Below are 16,078 nucleotides of genomic sequence, written 5' to 3'. Positions count from 1 at the left end.
CCATGATCCGCAATCGTCGGTCCGGGCCGCCCGCTACAGGCCGCTCACCCGCAGGGTGAGGTTCAGCCGGCCGGCCAGGCCGAGCCGGGGCGGTGCCGTACCAGGATGTACCCGCGGCACCCCGTGGTACGCGAGCCGGGACGGCCCGCCGAAGACGAACAGATCGCCGCTACGCAGCTCCACGTCGGTGTACGGCCGGGCGCGCGTCTCGGTGTTGCCGAAGCGGAACACACAGGTGTCGCCGAGGCTCAGCGAGACCACCGGAGCGTCCGCGCGCTCGTCTCCGTCGCGGTGCATGCCCATGCGGGCGTCGCCGTCGTAGAAGTTGATCAGCGCGATGTCGTACGGCGCCGCCGGGACCGCCTCCGGGCCGAGCGCGTCGGCCACCGCGCGGCGGCCCAGCTCGCCGAGCCAGTCCGGGAACGGCTTGACCGGGCTGCCGTCGCCGTCGACGGCCGTGCGGGCGTAGGCGTACGGGTACCAGTGCCAGCCCAGGCAGACCTGCCGGACGGTCATCGTGCCGCCGCCCGGGGTGCGGACCGTGCGCAGCCCGGCCGGGGGCCGCGCCCACGCGCGGCAGGCGGCGAGCAGCTCGCGCTGCGCTTCGTCGTCCAGCCAGTCCGGGGCGTGCACGGCGCCCGGCGCGACTTGCGCGCGCTCCCTGGGAAACAGCTCCGCGTCCACGCGCTCCATCATCGCGCAGGCCCGCCGCACCACCCCTGATCTGCGGCTCGGCTAGCCTGGACACACGATGAGCGACCGTATGACGACACCGTGGGGCGAGGTCGAGCTGACCCGCTTCCCCGAGGATCCCCGCGACCGGCTGCGTGCCTGGGACGCCTCCGACGCATACCTGCTGCGCCACCTGGCCGAGGAGGGGGTGCCGCTCACCGGCTCGGTGGTGGTGCTCGGGGACCGCTGGGGCGCGCTGGCCACGGCGCTCGCGGAGCATCGTCCGACGCAGATCACCGACTCCTTCCTGAGCCAGGAGGCGACCCGGCTGAACCTGGCCCGGGCCGGGGTCGAGCCCGGTGCCGTCCAGCTGCTCACCACCCAGGATCCGGCGCCCGGGCGGGTGGACGTGCTGCTGGTGCGGGTGCCGAAGAGCCTGGCGCTGCTGGAGGACCAGCTGCTGCGGCTGGCGCCCGCCGTGCACGCGGGCACAGTGGTCGTCGGCACCGGAATGGTGAAGGAGATCCACACCTCCACGCTCCAGTTGTTCGAGCGGATCCTCGGCCCGACCCGCACCTCGCTGGCACGCCAGAAGGCCCGGCTGGTCTTCTGCACCCCGGACCCGGCGCTGGAGCGCCCCACGAACCCGTGGCCCTGCACCTACACCCTCCCGGACGGCATCGGGGCGGCCTCCGGGCGTACGGTCGTCAACCACGCGGGCGTCTTCTGCGCGGACCGGCTCGACATCGGCACCCGCTTCTTCCTGCAGCACCTGCCCGGCCCGGGCGCGGGACGCGTGGTCGACCTCGGCTGCGGCAACGGTGTCGTCGGTACGGCGGTGGCGCTGGCCGACCCGGCGGCCGAGGTGCTGTTCGTGGACGAGTCGTTCCAGGCGGTGGCCTCCGCGGAGGCGACGTACAAGGCCAACGGGGTGCCCGGGCACGCCGAGTTCCGGGTCGGGGACGGGCTAGCCGGGGTGGCACCCGGCAGCGTGGACCTCGTCCTGAACAACCCGCCGTTCCACTCCCACCAGGCGACGACGGACGCGACGGCGTGGCGGATGTTCACCGGCGCGAAGCGCGCGCTGCGGCCGGGCGGCGAGCTGTGGGTGATCGGCAACCGGCACCTGGGGTACCACGTGAAGCTGAGGCGTTTGTTCGGCAACAGCGAACTGGTCGCGTCCGACCCGAAGTTCGTGGTGTTGCGGGCGGTCAGGAAGGACTGACGCGAGCACCCGCACGCTCAGCCCGAGATCCGGGTCAGGACCCCGATGATCCGGCGGACCTCCTGGGCCATCGCCTCCCGGCCCACACTCAGGTACTTGCGCGAGTCGACGGCCTCGGGGTGCGCGGCGAGGAACCCCCGGATCGCCCCGGTCATGGCCACGTTGAGGGCCGTGCCGACGTTGACCTTGACGATGCCGCCCACGACCGCCTCGACCAGCCCCTCGTCCGGTACACCGGAGGAGCCGTGCAGGACGAGCGGGACGGCGACCGCGGCGGACAGCCGCTTGAGCAGGCCGTGGTCGAGGCGGGCCGTACGGGTGGTCATGGCGTGCACGCTGCCGATGGCGACGGCGAGGGCGTCGACACCAGTACCGGCCACGAAGTCGCGGGCCTGGTCGGGGTCGGTACGCGCGCCGGGCGCGTGGGCGTCCAGCGGGGGCCTGCCGTCCTTGCCGCCGACCTGCCCCAACTCGGCCTCGATCCACAGACCTTGGGCATGCGCCCAGTCAGCGGCAGCCCGGGTGGCGGAGAGGTTGTCGGCGTAGGGCAGACGGGCGGCGTCGTACATCACCGAGCCGAACCCGGCGCCGGGCGCCTGCCGCAGCAGGTCGTCGCTCTGCACGTGATCCAGGTGCAACGCGACGGGTACGGTGGCCCGTTCGGCGGCGGCGACCGCGGCGCGGGCCAGCGGCAGCAGCCGTCCGTAGCGGAACTTGACGGCGTTCTCGCTGACTTGGAGGACGACGGACGTACCGGCCGACTCGGCGCCTGCGATGACGGCCTCGATGTGTTCCAGCGTGATGACGTTGAAGGCGGCGACGGCGCGGCGGGCCGCGGAGGCGGCGGTGACCAGCTCGCCGGTGGACGCGAGGGGCACTTCGGGTGTCCTTCCGGGACGCGGACCGGGGGCGGCCGGGGAGCGGCCGGGGGGCGGGGGTCGGCCTGGGGTCGGCCAGGAGCTTCAGGGGTGAGAAACACCGAGCGGTTGAGGTGGCGGGAGGTCGGGAGCCTGGCCGGGATCGGCGAGACATCGGTCTGGGGATCAGCCGAGCCTCGGCCGGGGATCGTTCAGGGACCCGGCCGAGCCTCGGCCGGGCGTCGGTCAAGGGATCCGCCGAGCCTCGGCCAGAGGCTGCCCGGGCTCGGCCAGGAATCGGTCACGGGCTCGGCCAAGACTCGACCATGGCCCGGCCGGGGCTCGGCCTGGGCTCGGCCAGGGGCTTCAGGGGGTGAGGATCACCGAGCGGGTGAGGTGGCGCGGGCGGTCGGGGTCGAGGCCGCGGGCGGCGGCGACGGCGATCGCCAGCCGCTGGACGCGGACGAGTTCGGCGAGCGGGTCGAGCCCGCCCTCGATCCACAACCCACCGGTGTCGCCGACCTGTTGGGCGAGCCCGTCGGGCGCCTCGCCGAGCATCCACGTGGCCGTGCCCTCGGTCGTGACACTGATCGGGCCGTGCCGGTACTCCATCGCCGGATAGGCCTCGGTCCAGGACAGGGAGGCCTCGCGCATCTTCAGCCCGGCCTCGTTCGCGAGGCCCACGGTCCAGCCGCGTCCCAGGAACGTGAACTGGGTGCAGGCGACCAGCCGTTCGGGAAGAGAAGTGGACAGGGCCGTGTGTGCGTCGGCGACGACGGAGTCGGTGTGCAGGCCGAGATGGGCGCGCAGAAGGGTGAGGGCGGTGGTCGCGAACCGGGTCTGGACGACGGAACGTTCGTCGGCGAAGTCCAGGACGACAAGGTCGTCGGCCGCGGACATGACGGGCGTTGCGGGGTCGGCGGTGACCGCGGTCGTCCGGGTCCGCCCCCTCAACCGCCCCAGCAGTTCCAGCACTTCGGTGGTCGTACCGGAGCGGGTGAGGGCGAGAACCCGGTCGTACGACCGCTCGTACGGGAACTCGGAGGCCGCGAACGCGTCGGTCTCGCCCTGTCCGGCGCCCTCCCGCAGGCCGGCCACCGCCTGCGCCATGAAGTACGAGGTCCCGCACCCCACGATCGCGACCCGTTCCCCCGGCTCAGGCAGCGCGGCCTTGTGCCGCTCCGCCCGCTCGGCGGCCCGCGTCCAGCACTCGGGCTGGCTGTTCAGCTCGTCCTCGACATGGGTCACACCCACACCTCCTTGGCTGATTGTTCCTGCAAGATATAGCGAACTTTCGAGCACAATCAAGCATTTGCGCGCAGTGTGGGTGCGCTAGGGTCGCCGGAGGAGCGGACGGCGGCCGACGAGCGGGCAGGGAACGGACGTCGGCGAACGACCAGAGAGCGGTCGTGGAATGCCGGGACGCGGTCGCGTATCGGCGGGGTACGGTCACAGGTCGACGCAACACGGTCACCGATCGGCCAAGGGCCGGGCGGAGAACGGAACGGAGGTGCGGATGTCCCGGGACGCCCGCTGGCAGGCGCTGCTGGAGCTGCTCGTGGAGCGCGGCCGGCTGGAGGTCGAGGAGGCGGCGGCCGAGCTGGAGGTGTCGGCGGCGACGATCCGCCGGGACTTCGACCAGCTCGCCGAACAGCAGATGCTGGTGCGCACCCGGGGCGGAGCAGTGGTGCACGGGGTGTCGTACGAACTCCCGCTGCGCTACAAGACGGCCCGCCGCGCCTCCGAGAAGCAGCGCATCGCCAAGGCCGTGGCCGAACTCCTCGCGCCCGGCGAGGCGGTGGGACTGACCGGCGGGACGACCACTACGGAGGTGGCCCGCGCGCTGGCAGTGCGCGGCGACCTGTCCACCGGCTCACCGGCGCTGACGGTCGTCACGAACGCGCTCAACATCGCCAACGAGCTGGCCGTACGGCCTCAGTTCAAGATCGTGGTGACGGGCGGGGTGGCACGACCCCAGTCGTACGAACTCATCGGCCCGCTCGCGGACGGCGTGCTCGGACAGATCACGCTCGACGTGGCCGTACTCGGCGTCGTCGCCTTCGACGTCACACACGGCGCGGCGGCGCACGACGAGGCGGAGGCCGCGATCAACCGGCTGCTGTGCGAGCGCGCCGAGCGGGTGGTGGTCGCCGCCGACTCCAGCAAGCTCGGCCAGCGCGCCTTCGCCCGGATCTGCGGCACGGAGCTGGTGGACACCCTCGTGACGGACACGGCGGCGGCCCGGGAAACGGTACGCCGCTTCGAGGAGGCGGGGGTCCGGGTCCTGACGGTGTGACGGGCTACGGATACCGGCGGTCTGACGGGCAGCAGGCACCCACGGTGTCCGTACCCCACTCCAGCCGGTCCGGTTGCCGTCGGCCCGAGCGGCACCCGCGCCGGGCGAACAGGTTCAGATCCGCCCGAGGTCGGCCTTCACGAACCCCGCGCCACGCTGGTCGTTGCAGCCGGTCGGCGGCCGCTCGGCCGGGTCGGGCCAGACCTGCTGGGCCTGGAGCGCCACGCTCACCAGCGTCAGCAGCAGGTCGACGTCGCTCGCCGCGTCGAGGCGCAAGGTCACCCACTGCGAGCCGGGCACGATCCTGATCGCACCCGAGTCCTTGAGGTCCTTGGCGAAGCGCCGGACGGCCCGGTCGGTCAGCCGTAGATCGACATCGCGGTCCGAGTGGAAGTGGGCGATCTCGCCCTGGGCCGAACTCACCGCCTGTCCCAGGCCGCAGCTCGGGACCGCCTGACTCAGGTCGGGCCAGGTCGCCAGTTGCGCGAGCGCGCGCGAGGCCAACGTCATGGGCCCATCATGGACCGCTCACCCCTCCGCAACCAGCTCGTGAGCAAGCATTAACCGACCTGTATCCGAGCGGGGACCGGGCGCGGCGAGGTCCGCGCGACCCCGAACGGGGCATGCGCCGCTCCGCGTTGACGTCACAGCCGGCGTGAGACACCACAAGTCGGCGCAGGTCAAGGGCACATCGTTCACGACGGAACCGACGCGCGCCGGTCACACCGGGCCGCGGCGGGCCCGACCGCAACGGGAGCGGGTGCCGAAGCGGGTGACGTGGCGGGCGCGAGCCGGTACGTCGAGCGCCCCGGAATGCCCTTGCCCCTCCCCTCGGCTCCCCCTAACCTGACTTTGTGCCGCTAATAAACAAACCCCTGTCGCACAGTGTCGTGCCGGGCAGCCACCACGACCTCACCCGTCTCCGGATCGCCATCACCGCCTTCTTCGCCCTGGACGGATTCATCTTCGCCGGGTGGGTCGTCCGGATCCCCGCCATCAAGGAGCAGACCCACGCCTCGGCCAGCGACCTGGGCCTGGCGCTGCTCGGGGTCTCCGCCGGTGCCGTGATCACGATGACCCTCACCGGACGTCTGTGCCGCCGTTACGGCAGCCATCCGGTCACCGTGCTCTGCGCCGTACTGCTCTCGCTCAGCGTCGCACTGCCCCCGCTCACCCACTCCGCGCCCGCCCTCGGTGCCGTGCTCCTGCTCTTCGGCGCCGCCTACGGCGGCATCAACGTGGCCTTCAACAGTGCCGCCGTGGACCTGGTGGCCGCGTTGCGGCGGCCCGTCATGCCCACCTTCCACGCGGCGTTCAGCCTGGGCGGCATGATCGGTGCGGGCCTCGGCGGACTGGTCGCCGGTGTGCTCTCCCCCACCCGGCACCTCCTCGGTCTCACGCTCATCGGACTCCTCGTCACCGCCGTCGCCGGGCGCACTCTCCTGCGGCACGAGCCGCCCGCGCCGCCGGAGCGGAGCGCATCGCCGCACGCGCAGCCGGACCACGACGGCACGCGGCCAAGCGGCCGGGGCGCACTGGTCGTCGTATTCGGACTGATCGCGCTGTGCACCGCCTACGGCGAGGGCGCCATGGCCGACTGGGGCGCCCTCCATCTCCAGCAGGACCTGGCGGCGTCGTCGGGCGTGGCGGCGGCCGGGTACTCGTGTTTCGCGCTGGCGATGACCGTCGGCCGGGCGACCGGGACAACGCTTCTGGAGCGCCTCGGCCGAGCGCGCACCGTGGTCGCCGGCGGCACGGTCGCGGCGGCGGGCATGCTGCTCGGATCCCTCGCGCCCTCTGTGTGGGCGGCCCTGGCCGGGTTCGCCGTCACCGGACTCGGGCTCGCCAACCTCTTCCCGGTCGCCGTCGAGCGGGCGGGCGCGCTGACCGGCCCGTCCGGTGTCGCCGTCGCCTCGACGCTGGGCTACGGCGGCATGCTCCTCGGACCTCCGTCGATCGGTTTCATGGCCGACTGGTTCTCCCTGCCGACCGCCCTCACCAGCGTGGCCGCGCTGGCCGCCGTCGCCGCGCTCATCGGGGTGACGACACGACGGACCATGGGCCACTGAACGGCCCGGCCGCACGGCGGGGGCGGACTTCGCACGGTGGAAGGGATCTTCGAGCGCGCTCCATCCGGCACACTCGCTTCCATGGAGACTGCCGACTTCCTTCAGACCCTGGACCGGGAGGGCCGACTGCTCGCGGCCGCCGCCGAAGCCGCGGGAACCGGTGCCAAGGTGCCCACCTGCCCCGAGTGGCAGGTGCGCGACCTGCTGCGGCACACCGGCGCCGTGCACCGCTGGGCCGCCGGCTTCGTCGCCGACGCGGACCTGGCGCCGCGTCCCTTCGGCGACCTGCCGGACCTGGACGGTGCCGAGCTGGTGGCCTGGTACCGGGACAGTCACCGCCTGCTGGTCGACACCCTGTCCGCCGCACCCGCCGACGTGGAGTGCTGGACGTTCCTTCCGGCGCCCAGCCCCTCACCGCTGGCGTTCTGGACCCGCCGGCAGGCGCACGAGACGACGATCCACCGCTACGACGCCGAGGCGGCCCGCGGCGGTACGGCGTCCCCCCTCGCCCCGGACTTCACGTCCGACTTCGCCCTGGACGGCATCGACGAACTGCTGCGTGGCTTCCACGCCCGCTCCCGGAGCCGGCTGCGCACCGAGGAGCCGCGCATCGTGCGGGTGCGGGCGCTGACCGCGGGCGCGGACGGGACGCGGGGGACTCAGGGGACGGACGCGGTGTGGACCGTACGACTGTCCGCCGAGCCGCCGGTGACCGTACGGGACGCGGTCGGCGAGGCCGAGGCCGAACTGTCCGGTCCCGCCGACCAGTTGTACCTCGCGCTGTGGAACCGCGGGCCGGTGCCGAGCGTGACCGGCGACCGCTCCCTGGCCGAGCTGTGGCGGGAGAAGGGCCGGATCTGACACTTCGTCAGTCGGCTGCTTGGGCCAGCATCCGGGCCAGCACCGCGCGCTGCACGGGCCGCACCTCACCGTGCAGCGCGCGCCCCTTGGCCGTCAGCGCCACCCGCACCCCGCGCCGGTCCTCGGCACACATGGCGCGCTCGACGAGGCCGTCCTTCTCCAGGCGGCCGATCAGCCGGGACAGCGCGCTCTGGCTGAGATGAACCCGCTCGGAGATCTCCTGCACACGGTAGGCGCAGTCGCTCCCCACCCCGTCGGCCAGCAGGTCGAGGACCTCGAAGTCGCTGGCGCACAGGCCGTGTCCGTGCAGCTCCCGGTCCAGCTCGCACTGGGTGCGGGCATGCAGGGCCAGGATGTCCCGCCACTGCTCCACGAGCGCCTGCTCGGCCTTGTTCGCCGCCATGAGCGCACCGTAGCAGAGAACGGTGATTGTTGCATCGTAATTAAATGCATTTGCATGAGATGCATGTGCATGTAGTGTCGCCGGCATGACCTCTCCGCTCACCTCCTCCGCGGTCCCGTCCCCGGCCGTCCGCTGGACTCCTCGCCTGTGGGGCACCCTGCTGGTGCTCTGCGCCGCGATGTTCCTGGACGCGCTGGACGTGTCGATGGTCGGTGTCGCACTCCCGTCCATCGGCTCCGATCTCCACTTGTTCACGTCGACGCTGCAATGGATCGTCAGCGGCTACATCCTGGGCTACGGAGGCCTGCTCCTCCTCGGCGGACGCACCGCCGATCTGCTCGGCCGGCGCCAGGTGTTCCTCGTCGCGCTCGGTGTCTTCGCGCTCGCCTCGCTGCTCGGCGGTCTCGTGGACTCCGGTCCGCTGCTGATCGCCAGCCGCTTCATCAAGGGCCTGAGCGCGGCCTTCACCGCACCGGCCGGACTGTCGATCATCACCACCACGTTCCCGGAGGGCCCGCTGCGCAACCGGGCCCTGTCCATCTACACCACCTGCGCCGCCACCGGCTTCTCCATGGGCCTGGTGCTCTCCGGTCTGCTCACCGAGGCCAGCTGGCGCTTCACCATGCTGCTGCCCGCGCCGATCGCCCTGATCGCGCTGGTCGCGGGCCTGAGGCTGCTGCCGCGCAGCGCCCGCGAGGAGAACCACGACGGCTACGACATCCCCGGCGCCGTCCTGGGCACGGCCTCGATGCTGCTGCTGGTGTACACCGTCGTCCAGGCCCCCGAGGCCGGCTGGGCCTCGGCCCGTACGCTGCTGTCGTTCCTCGCCGTCGCGGTGCTGCTCACGGCCTTCGTCCTGGTGGAGCGGCGCTCGCCGAGCCCGCTGATCCGGCTGGGCGTGCTCCGCTCGGGCAGCCAGGTCCGCGCCCAGCTCGGCGCGATCGCCTTCTTCGGCTCGTACGTGGGCTTCCAGTTCCTGACGACGCTCTACATGCAGTCCCTGCTCGGCTGGTCGGCGCTGCACACGGCGCTCGCGTTCCTGCCGGCCGGCGCGCTGGTGGCGGTGTCCTCCACGAAGGTCGGCGCGATCGTCGACCGGTTCGGCACCCCGCGGCTGATCGCGCTCGGCTTCGCCTTCATGGCCCTCGGGTACGCCCTGTTCCTGCGCGTCGACCTCGACCCGGTGTACGCGGCCGTCGTCCTGCCGTCCATGCTGCTGATCGGTGCGGCGTGCGCGCTGGTCTTCCCCTCGCTCAACATCCAGGCCACCAACGGGGTCGAGGACCACGAGCAGGGCATGGTCTCCGGTCTTCTCAACACCTCGGTGCAGGTGGGCGGTGCGCTCTTCCTGGCGGTCGTGACGGCCGTGGTCACCGCGGGCGCCCCCGCGCACGCCAGCCCGCAGGCCGTCCTCGACAGCTACCGCCCCGGCTTCCTCGTCGTCACGGGCATCGCCCTGGCCGGCCTGCTGATCACCCTCACAGGCCTGCGCGGTCGTCGCAGCCAGCCGTCTCTCGTGGTCACCGGATCCACCATGACGGCGGCGGAAGCGGAGCGCGTGCCGGTCCGCGACTAGACCCTGTCGTCACGTTCCCGCACGGCCGTGCACCTGCGACACCCCGGGCGGCGCAGCCGCCGTTCAGCCCAGCCAGCCGGGTCGTACCAGCCCCGACTCGTAGGCCAGCACGACGAGTTGGGCGCGGTCCCGGGCGCCCAGCTTCACCATCGCGCGGCTCACATGGGTCTTCGCGGTGAGCGGGCTCACCACCAGCCGGCGGGCGATCTCCTCGTTGGACAGGCCGATGCCGACCAGCGCCATCACCTCCCGCTCCCGCTCGGTGAGCCGGGCAAGGGCGTCGGCCGCCGCGGGCTCCTTGGAACGGGCCGCGAACTCGGCGATCAGACGGCGGGTGACGCCCGGCGAGAGCAAGGCGGCGCCCTCGACCACCGCCCGTACGGCGCGCACGAGTTCCTCCGGCTCGGTGTCCTTCACCAGGAAGCCGGAGGCGCCGGAACGGATCGCCTCGAAGACGTACTCGTCCAGTTCGAAGGTGGTGAGCATGACCACCCTGACGTCCTTCAGCCCCGCGTCGCCGGTGATGCGCCGGGTGGCGGCCAGGCCGTCCAGCAGGGGCATACGGATGTCCATCAGGACGACGTCCGGCGCCAGTTCACGCACCAGGCGCGACGCCTCCTCGCCGTCGGCCGCCTCGCCGGCCACCTCGATGTCCGGCTGCGCGTCGAGCAGCGCTCTGAAACCGGCCCGCACGAGCGACTGGTCGTCGGCGAGCAGTACCCGGATCACTACTGGTCCTCCCTGAGATGCGACGGCAGTACGGCGAGCACCCGGAAGCCGCCGTCGGGGCGCGGGCCGGCCTCGATGGTGCCACCGAGCGCGGCGGCCCGCTCCCGCATCCCGGCCAGCCCGTTCCCACTGCCCCCGGCGTCGGCTCCGGTGGCGGGTCCGTCGTCGTCGATGCGCAGCCGCAGCGCGTCGCCGTCGTGGGCGAACACCACGCGCGCGTGCCGCGAGCCGGAATGCCGTACGACGTTCGTCAGGGCCTCCTGCACGATGCGGAAGGCGGCCAGGTCGGCGCCCGGCGGCAGCTGCGGCGGCTCGCCCTCGACCTCGACGGTCAGACCGGCGGCCGCCGCCTGTGCCACCAGCTCCGGCAGCCGGTCGAGGCCCGGCGCGGGGGTGCGCGGGGCGGCGCCGGAGGCGCGCAGTGTGTCGAGCACCTGACGCACTTCGCCGAGGGCCTCCTTGCTCGCGGCCTTGATCGTCGTGAGCGCGGCCCGTGCCTGCTCGGGGTCGCTGTCGAGCAGCGCGAGTCCCATGCCGGCCTGGACGTTGATGACGGAGATGCTGTGCGCGAGGACGTCGTGCAGCTCGCGGGCGATCCGCAGCCGTTCCTCGTCCGCGCGCCGCCGGGCGGCCTCGACCCGGTCGGCGCGCTCCCGCGCCCACTGCTCGCGCCGCACCCGGGCCAGTTCGGACAGGGCGACGACGGCCAGCACCCAGGTGGCGATGACGATCTCCTGGGCGAGGCCCGCACCCTTGTCCCCCGAGGGCGGCAGCCAGCGGTAGAGCCAGAGCGCGACCAGGGCGTGTCCCGCCCACAGCAGTCCCACGGCCACCCAGGCGGCCCGCCGGTGTCCGGCGACCACGGCGCTGAAGCAGCTCACCGCGACGGTGAGGTAGACCGGCCCGTACGGGTAGCCCGCGGCCAGATAGCCGAGGGTCACCGTCGCGGTGCCGAACGCCACGGCCACCGGGTGGCGGTGCCGCCACAGCAGCAGGAGCGAGGCGGCGAGCAGCAGCACGCGCGCGTAGGGGTCGAGCGGCACCCGGTGCTGCTGGCCGTGCCCGGCGAAGTTGCTGCCGATCAGCACGAAGGCGGTGAACAGCGCGGTGGAGCGCCAGGGCCAGCGGGGACCGCTGCGCGGCTGCGCGTCGTCCGGGCCGCCTCTCCACGGCGGCCCGTACCGCGACCACCAAGGCCCGTACCGCCACCACGGCGCGGGCGCGTGCTGCTCTTCCATGCCCGCCACGCTAGACGCCGCCGGCACGCAAGGGCGTCAGCCGGTCGAGGTGATCACCCGTACTCCCCGGGGAGTACGGCGCCTCCCTCGAGGTGCGACGACGCCCGCGCCGGACCCGGCGGCGCCCCCACCCGTGCCGCCTACCGCAGCCCCACACTGTGCGCCAGCCCCGTCACCGCGTGCCGGAAGAAGGCCTCCCGGTCCTCCACCACCTTGTTGAACTGGCCGAACAGCTCGAAGCCCACCAGCCCGAACAACTGCGCCCAGGCCGCCACCATCGCCACGGCGACCTCGGGGGGCAGATCGGGGGCGAGGTCGGCGGCCAGGCGCTCGGCCTCGGGGCGCACGGCGGCGGGCAGGGGCAGGCCGGCGAGGCCCGGGCCCTCGTGGGCGTCACGGATGATGCCGATGAGGAGCAGGCCGACGCGGGAGGCGGCCGGGACGGTGGTCTCGGGCGCCGAGTAGCCGGGCACGGGCGAGCCGTAGATGAGCGCGTACTCGTGCGGATGCGCGAGCGCCCAGCCGCGCACCGCCTCGCACACGGCGGTCCACCGGGCCGCCGGCGCGGCGCCGGACACCGCGGCGCCCGCCCGCTCGGCGGCCTCGCCGAGGGAGTCGTAGGCGTCGATGATCAGGGCGGTCAGCAGCTCGTCGCGGCTGGGGAAGTAGCGGTACAGGGCCGACGAGACCATGCCCAGCTCGCGGGCGACGGCCCGCAGCGAGAGCTTTGCCGCGCCCTCCTGCGCCAGCTGTCTGCGGGCCGCTTCCTTGATCGCGGCCGTGACTTCGATCCTGGCCCGCGCCCGGGCGCCCTGTGGGGTGCTCATACCGGAAGTCTGCCACGAAAGAGAGCGGTGCACACAAAAGAGAGCACCGCTCTTGCTTTCTCGTACCGGCCTGCCCCACACTGGAGCCGTCCGAGAGCACCGCTCTCCCAAACCGTGGGGGTCACCATGTCGTCACACGTCAAGAAGCCGGGCTGGTTCACCGTCCATGTCTTCAACCGGGCGGTGGCCTGGCTCACCGGGCGCGGCATCAGCGTCTGGGGCTCCCGGGTCCTCGCCGTGCGGGGACGCAAGAGCGGAGAATGGCGCACGACTCCGGTGAACCTGCTGACGGTGGACGGGCAGCAGTACCTGATCGCCCCGCGCGGTCACGTCCAGTGGACCCGCAACATGCGGGCGGCGGGCGGCGGCGAGCTGCGGCTCGGCAGGAACGTGGACGTCTTCGCCGCCACCGAGGTGGCCGACGACGACAAGGTCCCGCTGCTGCGCGCCTACCTCAAGCGCTGGAAGGCGGAGGTCGGTGTCTTCTTCAACGGCGTCGGTCCCGACTCCCCGGACGAGGACCTGCGCCGGATCGCCCCCGACCACCCCGTCTTCCACATCACCGTCACGAACTGACCGGATCCTGAGCCGGGGCGTCCTGCCCCCGGTCCATCGCGGTCAGGGCGCGCTGGGCGAGCGGGTGGGAACGGACCATCTCACCGAGCGAGTTCTTGCCCTGGGTGATCTCCCGGAACGCCCGCCAGGCGGGGCGGAAGCCGGTGAGGCCCGCGTGGAAGAGGCCGGGACGCTTCTCGAACACGGTCAGCAGCCGCTTGCCGACGCTCATCTCGACGCCGAGCCCGGCCTTGACCGCGAACGCGTAGTTCAGCGCCTGGCGGCGGGTGTCGACCGCGTCGTGCGCCTCGGCGATCCGGACGGCCCACTCCCCCGCGAGCCGGCCCGAGCGCAGCGCGAAGGAGATGCCCTCGCGGGTCCACGGCTCCAGCAGGCCGGCCGCGTCACCGCAGACCAGCACCCGCCCCCGGGACAGCGGCGAGTCGTCCGCGCGGCAGCGGGTCAGATGCCCGGAGGAGACGGCGGGCTCGAAGCCGGACAGGCCGAGCCGGGCGATGAGGTCCTCCAAATACCGCTTCGTGGCGGCGCCTTCGCCGCGCGCGGAGATCACACCGACCGTCAGGGTGTCACCCTTCGGGAACACCCAGCCGTAACTGCCCGGCATCGGGCCCCAGTCGATGAGGACGCGGCCCTTCCAGTCCTCGGCGACCGGCTCCGGGACCGGGATCTCCGCCTCGAGGCCGAGATCCACCTGGTCCAGCTTCACCCCGACATGCGCTCCTATGCGGCTGGCGCTGCCGTCGGCGCCGACGACCGCGCGGGCCAGCACCGTCTCCCCGCCCTGGAGGACGACGGCGACCGTGCGCCGGTCTGGGACCGCCGAGCCGTGCTGCTCCACCCGCTGCACCGTGACGCCCGTACGCAGCTCGGCGCCCGCCTTCTGGGCGTGCTCGACCAGCTGCTGGTCGAACTCCGCGCGGTTGACCAGACCGAACAGCATCTGCTTGGCCCGGCGGGTACGGGTGAAACGCCCGTTGTGGGAGAAGGTGACCGCGTGCACCCGGTCACGGAAGGGCAGCTCGAAGCCGGGGGGCAGCGCGTCACGGGAGGGGCCGATGATGCCGCCGCCGCAGGTTTTGTAGCGCGGCAGCTCGGCCTTCTCCAGCAACAGCACGCGCCGCCCTGCGACCGCGGCCGCATAGGCGGCCGAGGCCCCCGCGGGTCCCGCGCCCACCACGACGACGTCCCACACCTGCTGAACGCCGTCCGCCGAAGAGTTCTCGCCGCTCACGTTGGTCTACCGCTCCGATCCAGCCGCTGCCGTAGTGTCCCTCGCATCCTACGGCGGAGTCGTCGCAGGCCACTGTGGGAGTATCGGGGGCACACACCCTGTTCGAGCTGTTCAACGTCGCACCCACGAGGAGCGTGCCCATGTCGTCGAATCCGGTCGCCGAGACCGTCGCCTCGCTGATGCCCCGAGCCAGGGCGGAGCTGGCGGAGCTGGTCGCGTTCAAGTCGGTGGCGGACTTCACGCAGTTCCCGAAGAGCGAGAGCGAGGCCGCCGCGAACTGGGTCGCCGACGCGCTGCGCGCCGAGGGTTTCGTCGACGTGGCCCTGCTCGACACCCCGGACGGCACGCAGTCCGTCTACGGCTACCTGCCGGGCCCCGAGGGCGCCAAAACGGTTCTTCTCTACGCGCACTACGACGTGCAGCCGCCGCTGGACGAGGCGGGCTGGTCCACCCCGCCGTTCGAGCTGACCGAGCGCGACGGCCGCTGGTACGGCCGCGGGGCCGCCGACTGCAAGGGCGGCGTGATCATGCACCTGCTCGCGCTGCGCGCCCTGAAGGCGAACGGCGGCGTCCCGGTGAACATCAAGGTGATCGCCGAGGGCTCCGAGGAGCAGGGCACGGGCGGCCTGGAGCGGTACGCCGAGGAGCACCCGGAGCTGCTGGAGGCCGACACCATCGTGATCGGCGACGCGGGCAACTTCCGCGTCGGCCTGCCGACGGTGACCACCACGCTGCGCGGCATGACCCTGGTCCGGGTGCGGATCGACACCCTCGCGGGCAATCTGCACTCCGGCCAGTTCGGCGGCGCCGCTCCGGACGCGCTCGCCGCGATGATCCGCGTGCTGGACTCGCTGCGCGCCGAGGACGGCTCCACGACGGTCGACGGTCTTGACGCCACGGGGACGTGGGAGGGCCTGGAGTACACCGAGGAGCAGTTCCGCGCGGACGCCAAGGTGCTCGACGAGGTCGGGCTGATCGGCAGCGGCTCGGTCGCCGACCGCCTCTGGGCCCGGCCCGCCGTCACCGTCCTCGGCATCGACTGCCCGCCGGTCGTCGGCGCCACCCCGTCCGTGCACTCGAGCGCCCGCGCGCTGATCAGCCTTCGGGTGCCGCCGGGCGTGGACGCCACGGAGGCGACCAAGCTGCTCCAGGCGCACGTCCAGGCACACACCCCCTGGGGCGCCCGGGTCACCACCGAGCAGATCGGCCAGGGCCAGGCCTTCCGCGCCGACGCCACCAGCCCGGCGTACCAGGCGATGGCCGACGCGATGGCGGTCGCCTACCCGGGTGAGACCATGCAGTACGCGGGCGAGGGTGGCTCCATCCCGCTGTGCAACACCCTGGCCGGCCTGTACCCGCAGGCGGAGATCCTGCTGATCGGCCTCAGCGAGCCGGAGGCGCAGATCCACGCGGTCAACGAGAGCGTCTCGCCCGAGGAGCTGGAGCGGCTGTCGGTCGCCGAGGCGCTGTTCCTGCGCAACTACGCGGCCGGCTGACCGCTTCTGCCCGCCGCAGAGC

Annotated in this window: 16 protein-coding genes; 7 read left to right on the top strand and 9 right to left on the bottom strand. The window is 72.8% G+C overall.

Annotation, left to right across the window (positions count from 1 at the left end):
• Positions 1-33: 33 nt before the first annotated feature.
• The gene (locus tag A6P39_RS36175; protein ID WP_067052045.1) at positions 34-684 is read right to left on the bottom strand and encodes an alpha-ketoglutarate-dependent dioxygenase AlkB family protein; all 651 of its coding nucleotides are present in this window, start codon (positions 682-684) and stop codon (positions 34-36) included.
• Positions 685-763: 79 nt separating this feature from the next.
• Here A6P39_RS36175 and A6P39_RS36170 point away from each other — a divergent pair, with 79 nt between their 5' ends.
• Positions 764-1,897, top strand: a complete 1,134-nt coding sequence (locus tag A6P39_RS36170; protein WP_067052047.1) for a methyltransferase — start codon at positions 764-766, stop codon at positions 1,895-1,897.
• Positions 1,898-1,914: 17 nt separating this feature from the next.
• On the opposite strand, the gene A6P39_RS36165 is transcribed toward A6P39_RS36170, so the two are convergent.
• Positions 1,915-2,775 (bottom strand): class II fructose-bisphosphate aldolase, encoded by an 861-nt coding sequence (locus A6P39_RS36165; protein WP_067052049.1) that lies wholly within the window; start codon positions 2,773-2,775, stop codon positions 1,915-1,917.
• A 345-nt stretch (positions 2,776-3,120) separates the two neighbouring features.
• Entirely contained in the window at positions 3,121-4,002 is an 882-nt protein-coding gene (locus A6P39_RS36160) for an SIS domain-containing protein (protein ID WP_067052051.1), read from the bottom strand.
• Positions 4,003-4,270: 268 nt separating this feature from the next.
• On the opposite strand from A6P39_RS36160, the gene A6P39_RS36155 reads away from it, so the two are divergent.
• The gene (locus tag A6P39_RS36155; RefSeq protein ID WP_067052053.1) at positions 4,271-5,050 is read left to right on the top strand and encodes a DeoR/GlpR family DNA-binding transcription regulator; all 780 of its coding nucleotides are present in this window, start codon (positions 4,271-4,273) and stop codon (positions 5,048-5,050) included.
• Between the two features lie 114 nt (positions 5,051-5,164).
• Here the strand turns inward: A6P39_RS36155 and A6P39_RS36150 are convergent, their stop codons facing one another.
• The gene (locus tag A6P39_RS36150; protein WP_159396146.1) at positions 5,165-5,560 is read right to left on the bottom strand and encodes a luciferase domain-containing protein; all 396 of its coding nucleotides are present in this window, start codon (positions 5,558-5,560) and stop codon (positions 5,165-5,167) included.
• A 380-nt stretch (positions 5,561-5,940) separates the two neighbouring features.
• Here A6P39_RS36150 and A6P39_RS36145 point away from each other — a divergent pair, with 380 nt between their 5' ends.
• The gene (locus A6P39_RS36145; protein ID WP_067052055.1) at positions 5,941-7,119 is read left to right on the top strand and encodes an MFS transporter; all 1,179 of its coding nucleotides are present in this window, start codon (positions 5,941-5,943) and stop codon (positions 7,117-7,119) included.
• Positions 7,120-7,200: 81 nt separating this feature from the next.
• On the top strand, positions 7,201-7,980 hold the full coding sequence (locus A6P39_RS36140; RefSeq protein WP_067052057.1) for a maleylpyruvate isomerase family mycothiol-dependent enzyme: 780 nt from the start codon (positions 7,201-7,203) through the stop codon (positions 7,978-7,980).
• A 7-nt stretch (positions 7,981-7,987) separates the two neighbouring features.
• Here the strand turns inward: A6P39_RS36140 and A6P39_RS36135 are convergent, their stop codons facing one another.
• Positions 7,988-8,383, bottom strand: coding sequence for a MarR family winged helix-turn-helix transcriptional regulator (locus A6P39_RS36135; RefSeq protein WP_067052059.1), 396 nt, complete (start codon positions 8,381-8,383; stop codon positions 7,988-7,990).
• An 85-nt stretch (positions 8,384-8,468) separates the two neighbouring features.
• On the opposite strand from A6P39_RS36135, the gene A6P39_RS36130 reads away from it, so the two are divergent.
• A complete protein-coding gene (locus A6P39_RS36130) occupies positions 8,469-9,959 on the top strand; it encodes an MFS transporter (RefSeq protein ID WP_067052061.1) in 1,491 nt (496 codons plus the stop codon).
• Positions 9,960-10,022: 63 nt separating this feature from the next.
• Here A6P39_RS36130 and A6P39_RS36125 read toward each other — a convergent pair whose 3' ends face one another.
• The 3 genes from A6P39_RS36125 to A6P39_RS36115 form a co-directional block, all read right to left on the bottom strand.
• A complete protein-coding gene (locus A6P39_RS36125; protein ID WP_067052063.1) occupies positions 10,023-10,688 on the bottom strand; it encodes a response regulator in 666 nt (221 codons plus the stop codon).
• Entirely contained in the window at positions 10,688-11,926 is a 1,239-nt protein-coding gene (locus A6P39_RS36120) for a sensor histidine kinase (RefSeq protein WP_107304460.1), read from the bottom strand. Before A6P39_RS36120 ends, A6P39_RS36125 begins: the two co-directional genes overlap by 1 nt.
• A 140-nt stretch (positions 11,927-12,066) precedes the next feature.
• Positions 12,067-12,753, bottom strand: a complete 687-nt coding sequence (locus A6P39_RS36115) for a TetR/AcrR family transcriptional regulator (RefSeq protein WP_067052067.1) — start codon at positions 12,751-12,753, stop codon at positions 12,067-12,069.
• Positions 12,754-12,879: 126 nt separating this feature from the next.
• Here A6P39_RS36115 and A6P39_RS36110 point away from each other — a divergent pair, with 126 nt between their 5' ends.
• Positions 12,880-13,329, top strand: a complete 450-nt coding sequence (locus tag A6P39_RS36110) for a nitroreductase family deazaflavin-dependent oxidoreductase (protein WP_067052151.1) — start codon at positions 12,880-12,882, stop codon at positions 13,327-13,329.
• Here A6P39_RS36110 and A6P39_RS36105 read toward each other — a convergent pair.
• Positions 13,319-14,560 carry a geranylgeranyl reductase family protein gene (locus A6P39_RS36105; protein WP_067052068.1) on the bottom strand — a complete coding sequence of 414 codons (1,242 nt, stop codon included), beginning with the start codon at positions 14,558-14,560 and terminating at the stop codon, positions 13,319-13,321. The two genes, A6P39_RS36110 and A6P39_RS36105, sit on opposite strands and share 11 nt — an antisense overlap.
• A 140-nt stretch (positions 14,561-14,700) precedes the next feature.
• On the opposite strand from A6P39_RS36105, the gene A6P39_RS36100 reads away from it, so the two are divergent.
• Positions 14,701-16,056, top strand: coding sequence for a dipeptidase (locus tag A6P39_RS36100; protein WP_067052070.1), 1,356 nt, complete (start codon positions 14,701-14,703; stop codon positions 16,054-16,056).
• Positions 16,057-16,078: the final 22 nt, after the last annotated feature.

Source organism: Streptomyces sp. FXJ1.172 (genome assembly GCF_001636945.3).
Lineage (GTDB): Bacteria > Actinomycetota > Actinomycetes > Streptomycetales > Streptomycetaceae > Streptomyces.
This window is presented reverse-complemented; position numbering and strand designations above follow the sequence as displayed.